Genomic DNA, 18341 nt, shown 5'->3' with positions numbered 1-18341 from the left:
AAGTCGACCTGGTGGGTCGGTTGATGATTTCGTCAACAAACTCCCTCTCACAGCCACCATAAGGAGAACAATCATGCTTTGGCTCAAAAATTCGCTTGCAACCTCGGCTTTGGCCATATTTCTTTTGCTGGGCTTGAGTGCGCAGTCTAACGCGATGGACAACCTGGAGGCCATCGACACGGTCCGAATGAACTTCAATGCCGCCTCCATGGCGTCCGACGCCTTGGCCGTGGCGGATCTGTTGGACAAAGACGCTGTCTGGGTGCCGGCCGGCCAGGTAGCCATTCTCGGGAGAGAGGCCATCAAGGCCTTTTACGTCAATCGTTTCACGGACAAGAGAACGGTCATCACCCTGCATCCGGGCGCGATCCAGTTGATGGGCGACTGGGCCGTGCTGCACTCGACCTTTTCCAGGCTCGACGCCGACCGCCTGAACCGGGAAGAGCAGACATACTCGGGCAACTACCTGTGGGTCCTGCGAAAACAGCCGGACGGCAACTGGAAAGTGGCTTATGATATCTGGAATGAGGTTGCTGACGAGTAGCAGTTGGTTGTATGCGTTTCGGGCAGCTGGCTCGCCAATGTTTTTTCCATTCTGTTCCTGCCTAAACCATACCTATGAAATTCGCCATGATCGTTTTCTCAAGCCCCACTATCCAGCCCCGCGCCCTGAACCGACGCGTCTTTGTCGGGCAGGGCTCTTCGCTCTTGCATCGTCCCCTCGTCCAGCTCTTCCCGGTCCTTTCCTCGGTGCCGTTCCGGGCTCTCGCGGCACTGCTGTGCTGCCTGTTGTGCGCAATCGTGCCGGAGGCGGCGAGGGCTGAAGAGACGGCTTCACGCCTTGTCCGGTTCATCCCCCACTGGTCGCCCCAAGCCCAATTCGCCGGGTACTACGTGGCCAAGGACAAGGGGTTTTACGCTCGCCGGGGGCTGGAGGTGGAGCTGCTGCGCGGCGGTCCGGACAATCCCGCCGGCCCGGCACTGGCCCAGGGCCGGGCCGAGTTCGCCTCCATGTTCCTGTCCGGGGGGCTGGAATTGCGTTCCCGAGGTGTTCCGGCAGTCAACATCGGGCAGATCGTCCAGCGTTCCGCCCTGATGCTGGTGGCCAAAAAAAGCAGCGGCATCCTTTCGCCCATTGACCTGGACGGCAAACGCGTCTCGGTCTGGCCGGACTTCCAGGCCCAACCCCTGGCTTTTTTCCGGCGCTACCACATGAACGTGACCGTCATCCCCCAAGGCTACACCCTGGATTTGTTCCTGCTGGGCGGCGTGGATGCGGCCTCGGCCATGTGGTACAACGAATACAACACCCTCATCCATGCCGGGATCAATGAAAACGAGCTGAGCGTGTTCTTCCTGGCCGACTACGGGGCCAATTTTCCGGAGGACGGGCTGTACTGCCTGGAGAGCCTAGTGCGCGCCGATCCGGACCTGGTCCGGGATTTCGTCCGGGCCTCCCTTGAAGGCTGGCTGTACGCCTTCGACCACCCGGAAGAGGCCCTGGACGCGGTCATGCGGCGCGTCGAGGAGGCCAATCTGCCCACCAACCGGGTGCATCAGCGCTGGATGCTGGCCCGGATGCGGGACATCATCCTGCCCGAGGGCGGGAACATCCCCCTGGGCCGGCTGGAAGAGCAGGATTACGAGCTGGTGGCGACCGAGCTGTTCGAGACCGGTGTGATCACGCATATCGCGCCCTTCAGGAGTTTTTATGACCCGCGTTTCTCCGCCGAGTAGAAAACAGCGCCTGTCCTTTCGCCTGGCCCTGTTCATCCTGACCAGCACGACCCTGATTTTCCTGGTCGCCTTTGGCTACAACTACAATTATTCCAAACAACTGGTGCTGAAGAACGTCCAGGAGAACGCCGCCAACCTGACCCGCTCCCTGGTGCACCAACTGGAAACCACGCTCAGCGGGGTGGAGCGCATGCCCCGCTTTCTGTCCCTGCGCCTGGAACACGGCCAGTTCACGGAAACCGAACTGCTGGCCATGCTTCGGGACGCCATGGAGGCCAACCCGGATATCTTCGGGACCACGGCGGCCTTTGAGCCCCACGCCATGGACCCGGACGAACGGTATTTCGCCCCTTATGCGTATCGGGACGAGTTCGGCGAGTTGGTGCTCACCAGCCTGGGTGGAGAGTCTTACCAGTATTTTGACTGGGACTGGTACAGCATCCCCCGACATCTTGAACGACCGGTGTGGAGCGAACCCTACTTTGACGAAGGCGGCGGCAATGTCCTGATGTCCACCTTCTCGGCTCCGTTTTACCGGCAAACCGAAGCCAGCCGGGAGTTTCGCGGCGTGGTCACCGCGGACGTCTCCCTGGAAGCCCTGGTGGAACGGATCTCCAGCGTCTCCCTGTACGACACCGGGTATGCCTTTCTGATCAGCCGCAACGGCCGGTTCGTGGCCCATCCGGATCAGCACCGGATCATGCGTCAGAGCGTGTTCAGCGTGGCCGAGGAAATGAACCTGCCCGAGCTGCGCCTGATCGGGCGGGATATGATTCAGGGCCGGGAGGGATTCGCGGATTTCACCAGCGTGCATACGGGCCGGATCTCACTGCTGTATTACGCGCCGGTGCCGTCCAGCGGCTGGTCCGTGGGGGTGATGATTCCCAGGGACGAGCTGTACGCGGACATCCTTTCCCTGAACCATGTGGTGCTGCTCATCGGCGCGGCGGGGTTTTCCATCCTTCTGCTGGTGGTGGTGGCCATTTCCCGGAGCATCACCAAGCCGCTGCGCACCCTGGTCGGGGCGACCAGGGAAATCGCCAAGGGCAATCTGGACGTGCCCCTGCCCAAGGCCCGGGTCAACGACGAGGTGGGTCAGCTTTCCGGCTCCGTGGACGCCATGCGCGTGGCGCTCAAGGAGTACATCACCAACCTGACCGAAACCACCAAGGCCCAGGAGCGCATCGAGAGCGAGCTGAAGATCGCCCGCAACATCCAGATGAACTTCCTGCCCAAGCAGTTTCCGCCGTTCCCGGACCGTCACGAGATGGACCTCTACGCGATCCTGGATTCGGCCAAGCACGTGGGCGGAGATCTCTATGACTTTTTCCTTTTGGACGAGGACCACCTGTTCTTCTCCGTGGGCGACGTCTCGGACAAGGGCGTGCCCGCGGCCCTGTTCATGGCCGTGACCAAAACACTGATGAAAGGCATCGCCGAACAGGAGCCCGATCCCTCCAAGGTTCTGGCCCGAGTGAACAACGAGCTGTGCCTGGGCAACGACGCGGGCATGTTCGTGACCCTGTTCTGCGCGGTCCTGAATCTGCGCACCGGCCTGATGCGCTACTCCAATGCAGGCCACAACCGGCCGATTCTGCTGCCCTCCGGGCAGCCGCCCCAGTGGCTGGACCTGCCTCCGGGACTCGTCCTGGGCGGCATGGAAGACATGCCGTTCCAGACCCGGGAAATCCGACTCCAGCCCGGTGACGTCCTGCTGGCCTACACCGACGGGGTGACCGAAGCCTTTAATCCGGACCAGGAACTCTATTCCGACGACCGCCTGCTCCAGGAAACCAGTGCCAGAAGCGGGAAGTCTCCCAAGGAACTGGTGGGCGAACTCCTGGAAACCATCCGCGTCTTCTCCAGCACCGCTCCTCAGTCCGACGACATCACCCTGCTGGCGGTCCTGTACCGGGGGGCGTCCGGGTAGGTTTCCTGACGGGCTCAGGGGATTTTTGCTCTCTGCAGAATTTCAATGATTTCAGGGTTGTAGGTTGCAGGGTGCTCATGAGGACTCCCCAGGGAAGGGCGACACCCATCGAAATCGAAATCGCTATCGAAATCGGAAAGTTGCCAGAAATCGATTTCGATCACGATTTCGATTTCGATTTCGATACAGAGCTTCCGCGGTTCGAGAACAAAAATGCCCTGCCTGATGGGCTGGCAGGGCTTGACGATTGAGGACAGGCCTGGAAAACGACTCGCTGGTTTGGCAATTGATGGGTCGCGAATCCTGTTCGCGATTCTCCCCTATCCAAGTGAAAGAGCGAGGAACCAAAGATTCCCATGAGCCAAAAGCAAGGCCCGTTCAGGCCTGATGGAATTACATACTGGGTTGATGAGCGCCCGCCCCTGGGCATGACCATTATGGTTGCGCTCCAGCAGTTGGCGTTTCTGGGGTCCATAATGACCTTGCCGGTGCTCCTGGCCCGACAGGCCGGACTTGACGCCGCCGGTGCCGCCGGGCTGGTTGCCCTGACCATGGTGGCCGCCGGTTGCGGCGTTATTTTGCAGGCCCTGAACCGAGGCGGAGTCGGGGTCGGACTGTTCAGTCCCATGCATACATCCGCCATTGCCTTTCCGGCATCCCTCGCCGCCGTCAAGATGGGGGGGCTTGGCTTGGCTTTCGGCATGATGACCATTGCCGCCCTGGTCCAGATGGTCGCTTCACGGCTCATCACCAGGCTGCGCCCCCTGTTTCCCGTTGAGATTGCCGGGCTCATCGTTCTGATGCTCGGCCTTGGCCTCGGCCTCATCGGCATGAGGGCTTTCCTGGCCATTGACACCCCTTTTCATGGCGAAACCCGCGCACTGGCGACCGGGGTCCTCACCCTCGCGGTTATCGTGACCATCAACGTATGGGGCCGTGGGAAAATCAGAGCCTTCGCGGTTTTTGGCGGCCTGCTCGTCGGGCAGATGTTCGCCGTTTGGCAGGGCGTTGTCGATGCATCGCTTATCAAGGATATCCGCCAGGTTCCCCTTTTCGCATTGCCTCCGGTGGGCCAATTCGGCTGGTCGCTTGCATGGGAGATGGTGCCTCATTTCGCACTGCTCGGGCTGGCTCTTTCCTTCAACTGCTTCGGCGTTCTAACCGTTGCCCAGAGGGCCAACGACTCTTCTTGGAAGCGACCGGACATGGAGGGGATCAAAAGAGGTCTTCTGGCCGAGGGCATGACAAACGCTCTCGGCTCCATGATCAACGGAATGGCCCAGACCGCCAGCGGCGGAGCCGTCGGTCTTGCGCAGGCCAGCGGCGTTACCAGCCGCATCGTGGCCTACGTGCTGGGAGGGCTGTTCATCGCCCTGGCTTTTTTCCCTCCCTTCGCGGCGTTCTGGATTTCCCTGGCAATGCCTGTAATCGGCGCGGTACTGATGTTTGTGGCCTCCTTCATCATTGTGGGCGGCATCAAGATCATCACGTCACGCCTTCTTGACTCGCGCAAAGTCATCACAATAGGCCTTGCGCTCATCGTCGGCATAGGCCACGACCTGCTGCACATGGGACATGAAGATCAGCAAAGCCTGCTGTTTTCGCCCCTATCCACCACCGTTGCGGCAGCCTTGCTGGTAGCCATCGGACTCAATGCGCTTTTCCGCCTGAACATCCACACAACAGTGAGCAAATATATTGTCATGGATGAGGCCTGGCAGGAAAAACTGAACCAGCTGCTTTGGAGTCTTGGGCACCAATGGGGAGCCAGGACAGAGGTTGTCCGTCGTCTCAATCATGCCGCGCATGAACTTCTTGAAGCAATTTACGCTTACGATCTCATGGACTCGAAGGGCGAGAAGCCAGTTGTGGAACTCAGAGCCGTATTTGATGAGTATCTTTGCCAGATAGACGTGATTTATACCGGACGCCCGCTGACAATACCGCGGAAGCGGCCCGACCCTGAAGAGTTGCTGAATGGTAGCGAAGGTGGACAGGCCATGGCGGGCTTTCTGGTGAATCATCTGGCGGACGAGGTCCAGGTTGGGCGCAAGAACGGCAAATGCACGGTGACGTTGAAATTCAGGGATTAACAACACTACAGCGACACTTCCATTTTCATCGTCTGGCCAGGTTTTATTTACCACGGGGCACACGGGGAACACAGGGAAAAGAGTTTTGGTTTAATGGAATATGTTCCCCGTGCCCTCCGTGATCCCCGTGGTTAAAACATCGGCGGTGTCAATTGGTGCATCAAAATGTCGTTGTAGTGATAATGTGTTGAGAAAAAGAGGGATGCCCAAGGATGCTTCAATGAAGACGGTCCATGGAGATGCTCCACGGACCCCGCCGAACCTGCTGTACGGGGTCAACGACCGCCCCTCGGTCTGGACCTTGGCGATTCTCGGCGTGCAGCACGGTGCGCTGCTGATCTCCAGCCTGATGGCCACCGTGTTTTTCGCCCAGGCCCTGGGCGCGGACGCGGCCCAAACCCGGTCCCTGGTCAGCGTGGGCCTGATCGCCGGAGGCTTGGCCAGCATCCTGCAGGCCACCAGAAAATGGGGGCTCGGCTCGGGTTATTTTTGCCTGCACACCAGCTCCTTCATCTATTTTCAGGCCTCCATCAGCGCGGCCCAAGCCGGTGGCCTGGCCCTGGTCTGCGGCATGACCGTCGCCGCCGGGGTCATGCAGACCCTGTTGGCCCGCGTTGTCGGCAGGCTGCGCACCCTGTTTCCCCCGGAGGTGGCCGGGCTGGTGGTGGCCATGGTCGGTCTGGCACTGGCTCCGTACGCCGTCAAGTCCCTGTTCGGCCTGGGCCGGGAGGATACGGTGGTCGAGTTGAAGGAGGTCCTGGTGGGCCTGGGCACCCTGGCGACCATTGTTGGGTTCACGGTCTGGGGTAAACGGGGCTTCAAGCTCTACGCCATCCTTTTGGGCGTGGTCTTCGGCTTTGGCTCGGCCTATGCCCTGGGGGTACTGCCCGTCGGGATGCGCGACCGGCTGAGCGAGCTGCCCCTGGTGGCCCTGCCTCAGATCGTGCATCCGGGGCTGGCTTTTGATCCCGCGTTCATCCTGCCCTTTCTCATCGCCGCCATCTGCTCATCCCTGAAGCTGACCGGAGACGTGATCACCTGCCAAAAAATCAACGACCTGGACTGGAAGCGGGTGGACATCCAGTCCGTGCAACGCGGAATCAATGCGGAGGGGCTGGGAACAGCCGCGGCCGGACTGTTGGGCGGCACCGGGCTGGCCGCATCCTCCTCCAACATCGGGATGTCGTACGCCACCGGGGCCACCAGCCGCTACATCGGCTACGCCACGGGCATCTTTTTCATCGCCTTGGCCTTCTTGCCCCAGCCTGCCTATGTTTTGAGCCACATGCCCGTTCCGGTGATCGGCGCGATCATCGTCTACGCAGCCTGCTTCATGATCGTCACCGGGTGGTCCATCGTCATGACCCGAATGATCGATCCCAGGAAGACCTTTGTGGTCGGCATTTCCCTGATCATGGGCATGAGCGTACTTGTCGCCCCGGAGATCTACGCCCCTTTGCCCGATCACTTCAAACCCATCTTCGGCTCGTCCATCGCCCTGACCGCGGTGACCGGGGTGCTCTTGAACCTGCTGTTCCGCATCGGCATCGGCGAGCGGGCCGAGTTGCTCCTGAGCGCAGCCACGGCCTCGGGGCGAATAATCAACGACTTTTTTCTGGACCTGGGCGGCAAGTGGGGAGCCCGGCCCGAGGTGATCCGCAAAGCCGCGGCCGCGGCCGCGGAGCTGCACGAGTCCCTGGCTGGACAAGGACTGTCCCGGGGCGAAGAACTGCTCTTGGAGGCGTACTTTGACGAGTTTCAGGTCCAAGTTGACATGACGTATCAGGGAGAGCCGGTCATCCTGAGCCACCACCGGCCCAGCCCCGAGCAACTTCTCAAGGACGACCAAGCCTTTGCCAGGCTCTCCGGCTATCTGATCAGTCAGTACGCGGACACGGTACGCCTGGAAACCACCGGGGACACGCATCGGGTGCGGATGGTTTTCGAACACTGAGGAATACATTGCAAGGGAGGCAGGTTAAAAGGTATGATGGTGGTATCTATCCAGTATAATTCAATTGGATACTGCCCGGTTTTGCCGGGGGTGCTGTCATTTTGTGACTGAGTATCGCACCCTATGTCGAGAACCCTTATTAAAACAGGCCAAGTTGAGAGGAAAACGAGATGAGCGACACTTTGCAAGACGTATCCCCACCTGCCCTCGTGAACGGCATCGAGAAGAACCTGTTTGACTTTCTGCCGCTGTTCGGCCTGTTGCCCCAGGCTGAAGTGCATGATGGCCCCGACCTGCTCTGGTCGTTGACCAATGTCCCTTTTCCGATATGCAACAGCATCCTCCGTGCGAATCTGGCTCCCGAAGCCGTGGACGGCGCTATTGAAGCAGCCATGACCCGCTGCAAGGCCAGGAACGTGCCCATGCTGTGGTGGACCGGGCCGGCCACGCGACCCGCTGATCTAGGGGTGTTTCTGGAAGCCCATGGTTTCCAGCGCCAGGAGGACGTGCCCGGCATGGCGATGGACTTGCGGCTCCTGCAATCGGACATTCCGGTCCCGCCCGGCTTTACTCTTGAGAAAGTCAACAATGTTGAAGCACTGAACCAGTGGCGTCACCCGTTTGCCGTGGGCTTTGGCATGCCCGGTTTCGCGGTGCAAGCCCTGATGGATCTCTTCGAGCGGATCAGTTTTCAAGAACAACTGCCGCTCCACCACTATCTCGGTCGGCTGCATGGCGAACCCGTTGCCGCGGGTTCGGTGTATTTGGGGGCAGGCGTGGCCGGCGTATACAATGTCGTCACTGTCCCGCAAGCGCGACGGCAAGGCATTGGCACGCTGATCACCCTGGCCCTCTTGCGCGACGCCCTGACCGCGGGATACCGGGTCGGAATTCTGCATACGTCCAAGATGGGGCTCAATGTGTATCGGCAACTGGGATTCCAGGAATACTGCACCATGAGTCAATATCTGTGGTCGCCTGAGCCTCAGATTGACGCGAACATATGATTATCCGCCAGCAATTGTTGCTGACCAAGACAGGGAGATAAAAACCATGTTCAAGAAAGCTTTGTTTCCAGGCAAGTACATCCAGGGCCAAGGCGCTCTGGTTGAGCTGCCCGCGGTGATGGAGGGCCTGGGGCGGCGGGGGCTGATCCTGGCTTCGCCCACGTCCCGGGCCAATATCCTTCCGGCCCGCGGCCTTGATGCGTCATCCAACTCCAACATCATCGAAACCTTTGGCGGCGAATGCAGCGAGAGGGAGCTGACCCGCGTCTCGGAGATCATCCAACAGGTGAACGTGGACGTGGTGGCCGCCGTGGGTGGAGGCAAGACCATCGACACGGCCAAGATCGCGGCGGACCGGGCCGGGGTTCCGGTGGTGGTCGCCCCGACCATCGCCTCCACGGACGCGCCGTGCAGCGGATGCGCGGTGATCTACTCCGACGACAATGTGTTCGAGTCCGTCTGTTACCAGAAGATGAACCCGGCCGCGGTGATCGTGGACGAGACCGTCATTGTCCAGGCCCCGGTCCGCTTCCTGGTGTCCGGGATGGGCGACGCCCTGGCCACCTGGTTCGAGGCCGACTCCTGCCGCCGCACCCAGTCCGCCAACGCCTGCGGCGGGCTGAGCACCACCGTGGGGCTGCATGTCGCCAGGCTGTGCTACGACATCCTCTTGGAATACGGTCTGGCCGCGAAAATCGCCTGCGAGAACCAGGCCGTCACCCCGGCCTTTTCGCGCATCGTGGAAGCCAACACCCTGCTCAGCGGCATCGGCTTTGAAAGCGGCGGTCTGGCCGCGGCCCACTCCATCCACAACGGCCTGACCGCGCTGGAAGAAACCCACGCATTCTTTCACGGCGAAAAGGTCGCCTTCGGCGTCCTGGCCGGGCTGCAGCTCAGCGACGCGCCACCCGCCGTCATGGACACGGTCTACGGCTTCTGCGAAGCCGTCGGCCTGCCCACCACCCTGGCCGACCTCGACCTCGCGAACGTCGATCGGGCCAGGTTGACGCTGGTGGCGCAAAAGGCCTGCGCGCCCGAGGAATGCATCCACCATGAAGCCGGGGAAATCACCCCCGAAAACGTCCTCCACGCCCTCCTCGCCGCGGACGCCCTGGGCCGGGCCAGGAAGACGTCATCGCGGTAAGTGGCATTATTCATGTGCCCGTATCCCTCCATTTCTGCTTTGAAGACATGCTGGGTACGGATCTATGGTGGCGCACAACCCTCGTGTTGCCGACGGCGGCATACTACAACCCTTTCCCGCCAAATGTCCGGATGAACGCGTGGCCAAAGGTACATTGTAGGGGCAGGCCTCACGCCTGCCCTGCCCAAGGCGACCGCAAGTGTCCGCCCCTAAAATATGTAAACAATCCAGCACAGCCCTCATGAGATCATTCAATCACAGTTCAAGACAATCCGGCTGAAAAGAGAGTAATCCAGATCATTGCCATTGGCCCCCGTGACCGGATCTCTGAGGAAGCGGCTCGCATTGAGAAGAGAGGCTGAAATTCTTGGGTGAGTTTCGGGAAGTCAGAGTTCGGAAATTGCAGATGAATCTTAAAGTTTTTGCTTTCAACATTTGGAAAAGAGATGACCTGATCCTTCTCCAACAACCTTGGCATCGCCAACGAAATTGGCGCGAACATATTTACCAAGCGTCGCGGCATGCTTTTTCAACATATTGATAAAACAAACATTCGTGTTTGGCATATTTCATTTATGGTTACATGGATTGGTCCACGCAACGCGCAAGTGACGAGTTTTAAGCTGTTCGGAATTTTGCCCTGCGTACATCTCCTTTTCCATTGACGGCTGAGCCTGAAAAACACGCAACAAAGGACATCCCATGCGACTTCGTTTGACCAGTATTTTTGTCATCGGTTGGTTTACCTTCCTTGGTCTTGGTTCTGTCGCCGCCAAAGACACGGGCGTTATGGTCCGGGAACTGGCCAGGACGGAAACGAGCTGGGATGGCGTATTGCTGCCGTCCTATCCGGAAGGACAGCCGGAGGTCCGCATTTTGAGCATCACAATTGCGCCTGGAACAAAGCTGCCCGTGCACCAGCACCCGGTCATCAACGCGGGCATCCTGCTCAGCGGCCACTTGCGGGTGCATACCCTGGACGGCCAGGTCCTGGACTTGAAAGCCGGGGAGGCCATTGTCGAGGTGGTCGGCACCTGGCACTGGGGCGAAAGCGTGGGTGACGAACCCGCGCACATCGTGGTCTTCTATGCCGGGACAACGGACCTGCCCATCACGCAGATTCGGGAATAGGTCGCGATCCTTCCGGCAAAAACCGGATGGAGGCCATTATCGGTAACTACTCAACTCCAAAAGGAGGTTCAGTCATGCAAACCTTGAGATGCCGTATGGTCAAGGCTTTCATCTGTCTTCTGATGGCAGCCGTTTTTCAGGCGTGGGCCGGAACAGCCGCCGCATTTGATCAGTCGCTTGAGGTCTCGGACATGCACGCCACGGCCTTCAGCTACTTTTTCCAGGACGAGGATATGGATTTCCACTTCGGCAACCTGGTTCTGGGGTCGGCGGTCAACGGGGGCGTGGAAATAGGGGAGGCCTTTTACGCGGCCTCGCATATTGAGGACGGCGACGCCGCGAGCTGGCAGCGGGAATGGTCCGAACTGGCCGGTCGGGTCCAGGCCCGTGGGGAGAAGTCCCTGGCCGCGGGGCATACTGTCAGCGCCAGGGATCAGCTCCTGCGGGCCGCATATTACTATCGCATCTCCCTGATTTCCATGCTGCCGGACAATCCGGCCTTTCAGGAGCAGGGGAACAAGCTGCGGGAGCTGTTCCAGAAGGCCGGGGCTCTTTTTGATCCGCCGGTGGAATATTTCGAGGTTCCCTTCGAAGGCTCCGTGCTCCCCGGGTATTTTTGGAAAGCCGCGTCCGGCCCCGAACCAACCAAAACCCTGCTGATGATTGGCGGAGGCGAGACCTTTGCCGAAGATCTTTTCTACTACATCGCCCCCCAGGCCCATGCCCGGGGCTACAACTTCGCCACCGTGGACCTGCCCGGCCAGGGCATGCTTCCGCTACAGGGCATGGTCTTCCGCACGGACACCAACGTGGCCATGAAGGCCGTGGTGGATTATCTCGTCGCTAGGCCGGACGTCGATCCCGGTCGGCTGGCCGCCTATGGCTTCAGCGGCGGCGGGCTGTTCGTGCCTCAGGCGGCCATGCACGATGCGCGCATCAAGGCCATTGCCATGAACTCCGCGGTTGTGGACGCCCACGCCCTGTTCGCCACCATGCCCGCGGCCCTGGACACGCCGGAGCAGCAAGCAGCCTGGTCCTCGTTCCATGACGGCGTGGTCAGGTCCATCTGCTGGCGCTACGGCGTGCCCATGGACCAGCCGGAGAAATTGATCGACGCCAACAAGGGCAACACCTTCGACCCGGCCAGGATTGCCATTCCGGCGCTGATCATGGTCGGCGAGGGCGAGTACAAGAGCCAGGAAGTGCAGCGGCAACAGAAGATCGCCCTGGACAATTTTTCCAACCCCGCCACAAAGATGGTCATCACGCCAGCCGACGAGGGGGCGAGCAACCATTGCGTCATGGAAAACCGAAGCCTCATCGGCCATGTGCTCTTCGACTGGCTGGATGAGGTCTTTACCCAGCAGTAGTTGGAGAGAAGCAGGCTTTGCCGGAAGTACGCTGGGGACTGCGACTGAACGGACTGGTTTTGAAGTCGCGCTGCGATAAAGGTGTTTCATGCGTTTTCTTTTCTTGCTACTGTTGTGCGCGGTGATGTGCTCCTGCACCTCGGATGTGTTTCATCTGCACCAGACAGAAACCATGAGTCCGCAAGCCCTGCGGTTTTTGAAGCAGAACACGCCTCCTGTTTTCGACAGCCCGCTTACTTCGGCCACGGTTGCCCCGATCCGGGAGGAACAACGGGCCGCAAGTGATGCGGAACGAGAGCATTTGCGCAAGACGCTTCTTTCTTCCATGCAGTGGGAAACGATTGGCGGTGTACCCGTCGTCGTGCTGGTTCCCAAGCGGATATCCGGGGAAAGCCAGGGCAAAGCGGCCATGTACGTGCATGGCGGCGGCTTTGCCCTGGGCAATCCCGACGATGCCTACTCCATGCGCCTGGCCGACCTTTTGCGGCTTCCCGTGTATGCGGTCCAATACCGTCTGGCCCCGGAGCACCCCTTTCCCGCGGCCCTGGATGACTGTCTGGCCGTTTACGCGAAGCTGATGGAGTCGCATGGCCCGAAAAATGTGGTCGTGTTTGGGGGCTCGGCCGGCGGCAACCTGGCCCTGGCCATGCTGCTCAAGGCGAAAGCCGAGGGGCTGCCCATGCCCGCGGCCCTGGGCCTCTCCTCTCCGGCTTCGGACCTGACCCGTACCGGCGACAGCTATTTTTCCAACCATGGCCGGGATCCCGTGTTGCAATGGGATCGTCTCATGGAATACTTTGCCCTGGCCTACGCCCAGGGCAATAATCCCAGGGATCCGCTGCTTTCGCCCGTGTATGCCGACTATTGGCCCGGCTTCCCGCGGACCCTGATCACGACCGGAACCCGCGACCTCTTTTTGAGCAACTGCGTCAGACTCAGCCGGGTCATGCGGCGAGCCGGGGTGGATGTGGAGCTTCGGGTCTGGGAAGGCATGTTTCATGGCTTTGAACTGATCCCGGACCTGCCTGAAAGCGAGGAAGCCCGCGAGGAAATGGCGGCGTTTTTGCTGGGTGCGTGGCCGTGACAAGACTCAGCGGATCGGATGCAATGCTTTTCATGGGATACTGACTTCAAGGCAAATCCGTTCTCATCGAAATCCAAAGCGCAATCGAGATCGCAATCGGAAAATACTGTGCGTCACCCCATGATTACGCCGTCTTCTTGGACATGAAGTTCGATCACGATTTCGATTCAGAGAGCAGGTGAGGGTCGAGAACAAGCTTGACCTGATACCGACTTCCCTCACGCATCGACATAACCGGCGGATGGAAGTAAGGGGAGCATGATTTTGCTCCTTATCACTTGCCCGAAAAGGAACGGATATGAAGCATCCGATGCGGTCTCACGCCAAGGTTCGACTTACGTTAAGCGCTCTTGTTCCGGGAAATTCCAGCCTGTTCGACGAACTGCCCCTGTCTTCGCCCCACACCGAATCCCATGCCATGACTTTGGCCGATGTTCCCGGCACCGAATCCGCTGAACTGATCATCGACAATGTACGCCTGATGGGCGATCGGGAAGGTTTGGCCTCCGTCGCGGTTTCCGGCGGGGTGATCACGGCTGTGCGTTTACCGGGCGAGACCCAGGCGCTTGCCGACGAGCGGACGGTGGTGCTCGATGGGCGAGGGAACCTCTTGTTGCCGGGGTTTTGCGACAGCCATGTGCATCTGCTCGTGGGTGCCGAGCGGTTGGATGGCTGCGACCTGGAAGGCGCGACCACGTTGGACGAGGTTGCCGCGCAGCTACGAGACTTTATCCGCACGCATCCCCATCGGCAACTGTACCACGCCTATGGCCTGGCCTACACCACCCCGCCGATCCTACCGCCCGCCGAAGCCAGAACATCTCTCGACGCCATCGAAGCGGATCGACCCGTGCTTATTTACGCCCACGATCTGCACACCGGATGGGCGAACACCAAAGCAATTTAGGAAGCGGACCTTCTGCATCCCATGCCGCCCTTTCCCCCGCTGCTTTCAGCCCTGGACATGGAAGCTAACATCGAATTCGGCCCGGATGGCTTGCCGGGCGGAGAATTCCGGGAGCCGGAGACCTATTTCCTGGTGGAATGCCCGCTCTGGGCTAGGTATCCCGTGCCCGTACCGAGAAAATTGGAGTTCCTCGCCCGGTCCATGCAAGATCTTCAGGCAATGGGCCTGACGGCGCTGCACACCATGGGCCTGGGGTTGCCGGAAGAGGATCTGGAAACGCTGATCCTGCTTTTGGAGCTGGAACAGACCGGCCAGTTGGGGATACGGGTCAGCGGGTCCATGTCCGTGATTCCGGACGAGCACATGCACGGGGATCTGGAACGGGCGGTTCAGGTTCGGGATCTCCTTGCTGATGGGCGACAGGGGCGCAAAACCTACGCGCAGGTCCATGCCGCGCTGCTGGAACTGCTTGACGCCGCGTCCGCGCCGCGCGGCGTGCATCGGACGTCGGCCCACCTGAAGGATGTGTTCGAGCATGTCGTCCATGGCCTGCATCAGCGCCTGCAACGAGCGCACTACCGCGAGCACGAAAAGCATCATGAGCGGCTGGGCAACGATCCGTCCCGGACCGGCTTCATGGCCCCGGACGGGATGATCGCATGGAATACCGTCAAGTTGTTCATGGATGGCGTGGTGGAGAAGGATACGTCGTTCCGCTTTGATACGCCCGCTTGCGCGGGAATTCCCGCCTATTCCCCCGAACGGCTGACCGCGGTGCTTGAGTATGCCGACCGCGCTGGCATGCAGGTGGCCGCGCACTGCATCGGCAACGCTTCCGTGGCGCGATTTCTCGACGCAGTGGAGGTCGTCCGGGCCAGACATGCCAACCTGGACGCCAAACGCGGCCACCGTATCCGGCACCGCATCGAGCATATCGAAACATGCCGCGCCCGAGATATTCCCCGTTTTACCCGGCTGGGCGTGGTCGCCTCCATGCAGCCGCTGCATGAGCGCGAACCCGTGCGCCTGTGGCACCAGAAAGTGCCTGAACACGAATGGGCTACCGCCTTTCCCTGGAAGCTGATCCTGGAATCCGGCGGCATGCTGACCTTTGGCAGCGACTGGCCCATCGTTTCCTGCAACGCCCTGGAAAGCATTGCCCACGCCACGACACGCCAGCCCTGGAGACCCGGTTATCCGCAAGCGGCTCTGTCCCCGGCCGAAGCCCTGGCCGGGTTCACCAGCGGGCCGGCCCTGACCCGGCACGCCGAGGCCCGGCGCGGCAAGATCAAGCCGGGGATGGCCGCGGATCTGGTGCTGCTGAAAGCCACGGAGCTGTCCGAGCAAGTCCGGGTCCAGGCCACCATTTCCAAAGGCAAGGTCGTGTATGATGCGGGCCGGGCGAAGCAGCCGACTCGTCAAGAGTTGGAAACACTACAAATCAGCAAGGAGTTTCCGTGATAATTCGGACATTGTTCGTCACGGATTCAGGGTTGATTATTTTCGCGCAGGGAGGGTTTGCGAGGGATGCTGAGGCAGCAAAAGTTCCGAGAAGCCGGATTATTCGCAAGCAAAAAGCCGGGCCGCGCAACCGGACAGCATCACCCATCCGGTGGATGTCTTCTACGTTATCCCCACTATCTACTCCGAACAAACGCCGCTGAACATGGACATCATGAATCGTCCGGATCTCCAGGCCAAGGCCCGCGGGCTGATTCCGATCGCATCCTGCATGCCGTGGACAACAAGCCGGTCTGGGAACGGGTGCCCCTGGCCGGGTATTTCGACGGCAGGTAATGAGGATTGTGCCGACCACCGTGAAAAGTGTTTTTTGTCCGCGGTCCGCAACGTGGGCAGTGCCAACTAAATGGGCGCAAGCAGTGATGCCTGGTCTGGTTGGCACTTTCTGCAACATAACTGAATTATGTAATTTTCCTTATGGCATGGATCGTGCTATATCGCAGAAGAACATCAACATCCAACCAGGGAGGTTCCACATGAACATCTGGAGCAGAAAAATTTGGGCAATAACGGCAATGGCGGCGCTGGGTTGCCTGCTGACCATCGGGGCGGCCGGGGCGTATGATCAAGACGATCTGGACAAGCTGCTGCAGACAAATGAGTGCAGAAAATGCGACCTGTCCGGAGTCAGACTGAACGGGGCTGACTTGTCCAGGGCCGACCTGACTGGAGTCGACCTGACCGGAGCCATGATGACCGGGGTCGTTCTATGGAAAGCCGCCATGGGTGGTGCCAAATTGTCAGGAGCAACCCTGGTCGCTGCCGACCTGGCCGAGGCCAATCTGAACGGCGCCAATCTGTCCGGGGCCTATATGTCCAAGGCATATCTAGATAAGACCAATTTTGTCACCGCCAACTTGTCAGGGACCGATCTGTACGGTGCTGAGTTGTACAAGACCAACCTGTCCGGAGCCAACCTCAGCGGAGCTGACCTGTTTAGAGCCTTCATGCACTCCATCAATCTGTCCGGGGCCATTCTGTCCGGGGCCAAATGGACCAACGGCAAAATATGCGCCGAAGGGTCCATCGGCGAATGCAAGTGAGAACTTGTCTTGTGCAGTGCAGTCAATAGCCTGGGGTGTCTTTCCGGAATTACTTTTATTTACGGCACGAATCGTGCTGAAAGAGGTGCAAGACCATTACGGTCCAACCTCAACAGGAGGAAAAAACATGAAGAAGCTTCTCGCGGTTGCAACCATGGCTGTCATGCTCTGCCTGACTGGACTGCTCATCTCCGATGAGGCCCATGCCCAGAGGTTTGTGGACAACGGGGACGGTACGGTTACGGATACGCAGACCAACCTGATGTGGACCAAGGATGCAAATCTGTTCGGAAAATTGTTCTGGGATGATGCCATGTCCAGATGCGGTTCTTTCAACATCTCCGGCAAATCCGGCTGGAGATTGCCGAGCAGGGACGAGCTCAAAACCCAATACAACGCCATTCAGGGCAGCCAGCCTTTCACCGGGATCCAACAAGCCGACACCGGGCCTTCCTCTTCCTATTTCTGGTCCGGCACGGCGACTGGCGCAGACTACGCATGGGGTGTAAGCATGAGCGACGGCGGGGTCAACGACGCTAAAAAGGAACATCCCCTTAGCGTGTGGTGCGCCAGCCCAGCGCATTAAAATAATCAAGCTGTCTTTATAAGTATCTGATTTTTTAATTTTTTCCTCCTTCATCTGTCCTCTTGTGAGAGCAAAATTGTCCCCACGCTGTCTGATCTCCGCCATGCTCCTGCTGGCAAGTATCGCGACGGCCACGCCGTCCTGGTCCATGCCCGCGGATCTGGAGCGATTGCGTACCCAAAGAACCCTGCGTGTGGCAGTCGTGGACATGGACATTGCGCCTTTCGTCTTCCGGATGAATGGGGAATTGCGTGGCGCGGACGTGGACCTGGCACGGGGCTTTGCGCAAAGCATCGGCCTGGAGGCCGTGTTCGTGCCGGTCGGCGACACCTATAGCCAGGTCGTCCGGGCAGTGGCCGAGGGTCACGCGGATATCGGGATCAGCGAGCTGAGCAAGACCATGGAGCGGGCTCAGACCGTGCTTTTCAGCCGTCCCTATTTCATTTCCGGAATCACCCTCGTCGTGAACCGGCTCAGCGAGGCTCGTCTGCGCGGCCTCCGGCCTCGCGACGGCAGGGAGGCGGACAAGGGCGGCCGCGAGGATTTGCCGGGGCTTTTGAACGACCCGCGCCATGTCGTGGCCGCCATGGGCGGGTCAATCCAGGACCAACTGATGCTCACCTTTTTCCCGTCGGCCGTCCTGCGCACGACCAAGACCTGGCATCAGGCCGCGGAGCTGGTGGTTGCCGGGAAAGTGGACGCAGCCATCGTGCCGGACCGCGTCCACCGGCTCATGGTCCATCAAAACCCGGAAACGGACTACAAGGCCCGGGCCGTTCCCTTGCTTGCCGACCCCCTGGTGATCGCCGTCCACCCCGGCGCACCTGACCTGCT

At 59.9% G+C, this 18341-nt stretch carries 16 protein-coding genes; all 16 read left to right on the top strand.

The window, feature by feature from the left end:
• Positions 1-73 precede the first annotated feature (73 nt).
• Positions 74-544, top strand: coding sequence for an SgcJ/EcaC family oxidoreductase (locus C6366_RS15425; protein ID WP_158269816.1), 471 nt, complete (start codon positions 74-76; stop codon positions 542-544).
• 86 nt (positions 545-630) lie between these two features.
• The gene (locus C6366_RS15420) at positions 631-1737 is read left to right on the top strand and encodes an ABC transporter substrate-binding protein (protein ID WP_107739504.1); all 1107 of its coding nucleotides are present in this window, start codon (positions 631-633) and stop codon (positions 1735-1737) included.
• Positions 1712-3667 (top strand): SpoIIE family protein phosphatase, encoded by a 1956-nt coding sequence (locus C6366_RS15415; protein WP_107739502.1) that lies wholly within the window; start codon positions 1712-1714, stop codon positions 3665-3667. Before C6366_RS15420 ends, C6366_RS15415 begins: the two co-directional genes overlap by 26 nt.
• A gap of 77 nt (positions 3668-3744) precedes the next feature.
• Positions 3745-3918 carry a hypothetical protein gene (locus C6366_RS19700; protein WP_158269815.1) on the top strand — a complete coding sequence of 58 codons (174 nt, stop codon included), beginning with the start codon at positions 3745-3747 and terminating at the stop codon, positions 3916-3918.
• Between the two features lie 105 nt (positions 3919-4023).
• Positions 4024-5760: a solute carrier family 23 protein gene (locus tag C6366_RS15410; protein ID WP_107739500.1), complete on the top strand. Its 1737-nt coding sequence runs from the start codon at positions 4024-4026 to the stop codon at positions 5758-5760.
• 220 nt (positions 5761-5980) lie between these two features.
• Entirely contained in the window at positions 5981-7714 is a 1734-nt protein-coding gene (locus C6366_RS15405) for a uracil-xanthine permease family protein (RefSeq protein WP_158269814.1), read from the top strand.
• 170 nt (positions 7715-7884) lie between these two features.
• On the top strand, positions 7885-8721 hold the full coding sequence (locus C6366_RS15400) for a GNAT family N-acetyltransferase (protein WP_107739496.1): 837 nt from the start codon (positions 7885-7887) through the stop codon (positions 8719-8721).
• 46 nt (positions 8722-8767) lie between these two features.
• Entirely contained in the window at positions 8768-9865 is a 1098-nt protein-coding gene (locus C6366_RS15395) for a glycerol dehydrogenase (RefSeq protein ID WP_107739494.1), read from the top strand.
• A 702-nt stretch (positions 9866-10567) separates the two neighbouring features.
• Positions 10568-10996 (top strand): cupin domain-containing protein, encoded by a 429-nt coding sequence (locus C6366_RS15385; protein WP_107739490.1) that lies wholly within the window; start codon positions 10568-10570, stop codon positions 10994-10996.
• Positions 10997-11070: 74 nt separating this feature from the next.
• The gene (locus tag C6366_RS15380; protein WP_233248531.1) at positions 11071-12366 is read left to right on the top strand and encodes a S9 family peptidase; all 1296 of its coding nucleotides are present in this window, start codon (positions 11071-11073) and stop codon (positions 12364-12366) included.
• Positions 12367-12454: 88 nt separating this feature from the next.
• The gene (locus C6366_RS15375; protein WP_107739488.1) at positions 12455-13450 is read left to right on the top strand and encodes an alpha/beta hydrolase; all 996 of its coding nucleotides are present in this window, start codon (positions 12455-12457) and stop codon (positions 13448-13450) included.
• 298 nt (positions 13451-13748) lie between these two features.
• Positions 13749-14357 (top strand): amidohydrolase family protein, encoded by a 609-nt coding sequence (locus C6366_RS15370; protein ID WP_107739486.1) that lies wholly within the window; start codon positions 13749-13751, stop codon positions 14355-14357.
• Between the two features lie 21 nt (positions 14358-14378).
• Positions 14379-15818, top strand: coding sequence for an amidohydrolase family protein (locus tag C6366_RS15365; RefSeq protein WP_107739484.1), 1440 nt, complete (start codon positions 14379-14381; stop codon positions 15816-15818).
• Positions 15819-16354: 536 nt separating this feature from the next.
• Complete coding sequence (locus C6366_RS15355; protein ID WP_158269813.1) at positions 16355-16921, top strand: pentapeptide repeat-containing protein; 567 nt, start codon at positions 16355-16357, stop codon at positions 16919-16921.
• A 127-nt stretch (positions 16922-17048) separates the two neighbouring features.
• On the top strand, positions 17049-17507 hold the full coding sequence (locus tag C6366_RS15350; RefSeq protein WP_107739478.1) for a DUF1566 domain-containing protein: 459 nt from the start codon (positions 17049-17051) through the stop codon (positions 17505-17507).
• Between the two features lie 76 nt (positions 17508-17583).
• Positions 17584-18341: ABC transporter substrate-binding protein (locus C6366_RS15345; protein ID WP_146164878.1), on the top strand; the 758-nt coding region annotated here is incomplete at its 3' end.

It is taken from the genome of Desulfonatronum sp. SC1, from assembly GCF_003046795.1.
GTDB lineage: Bacteria > Desulfobacterota > Desulfovibrionia > Desulfovibrionales > Desulfonatronaceae > Desulfonatronum.
Note: the sequence above shows the minus strand (reverse complement) of the source record. Positions and strands in the feature narration are given on the sequence as shown.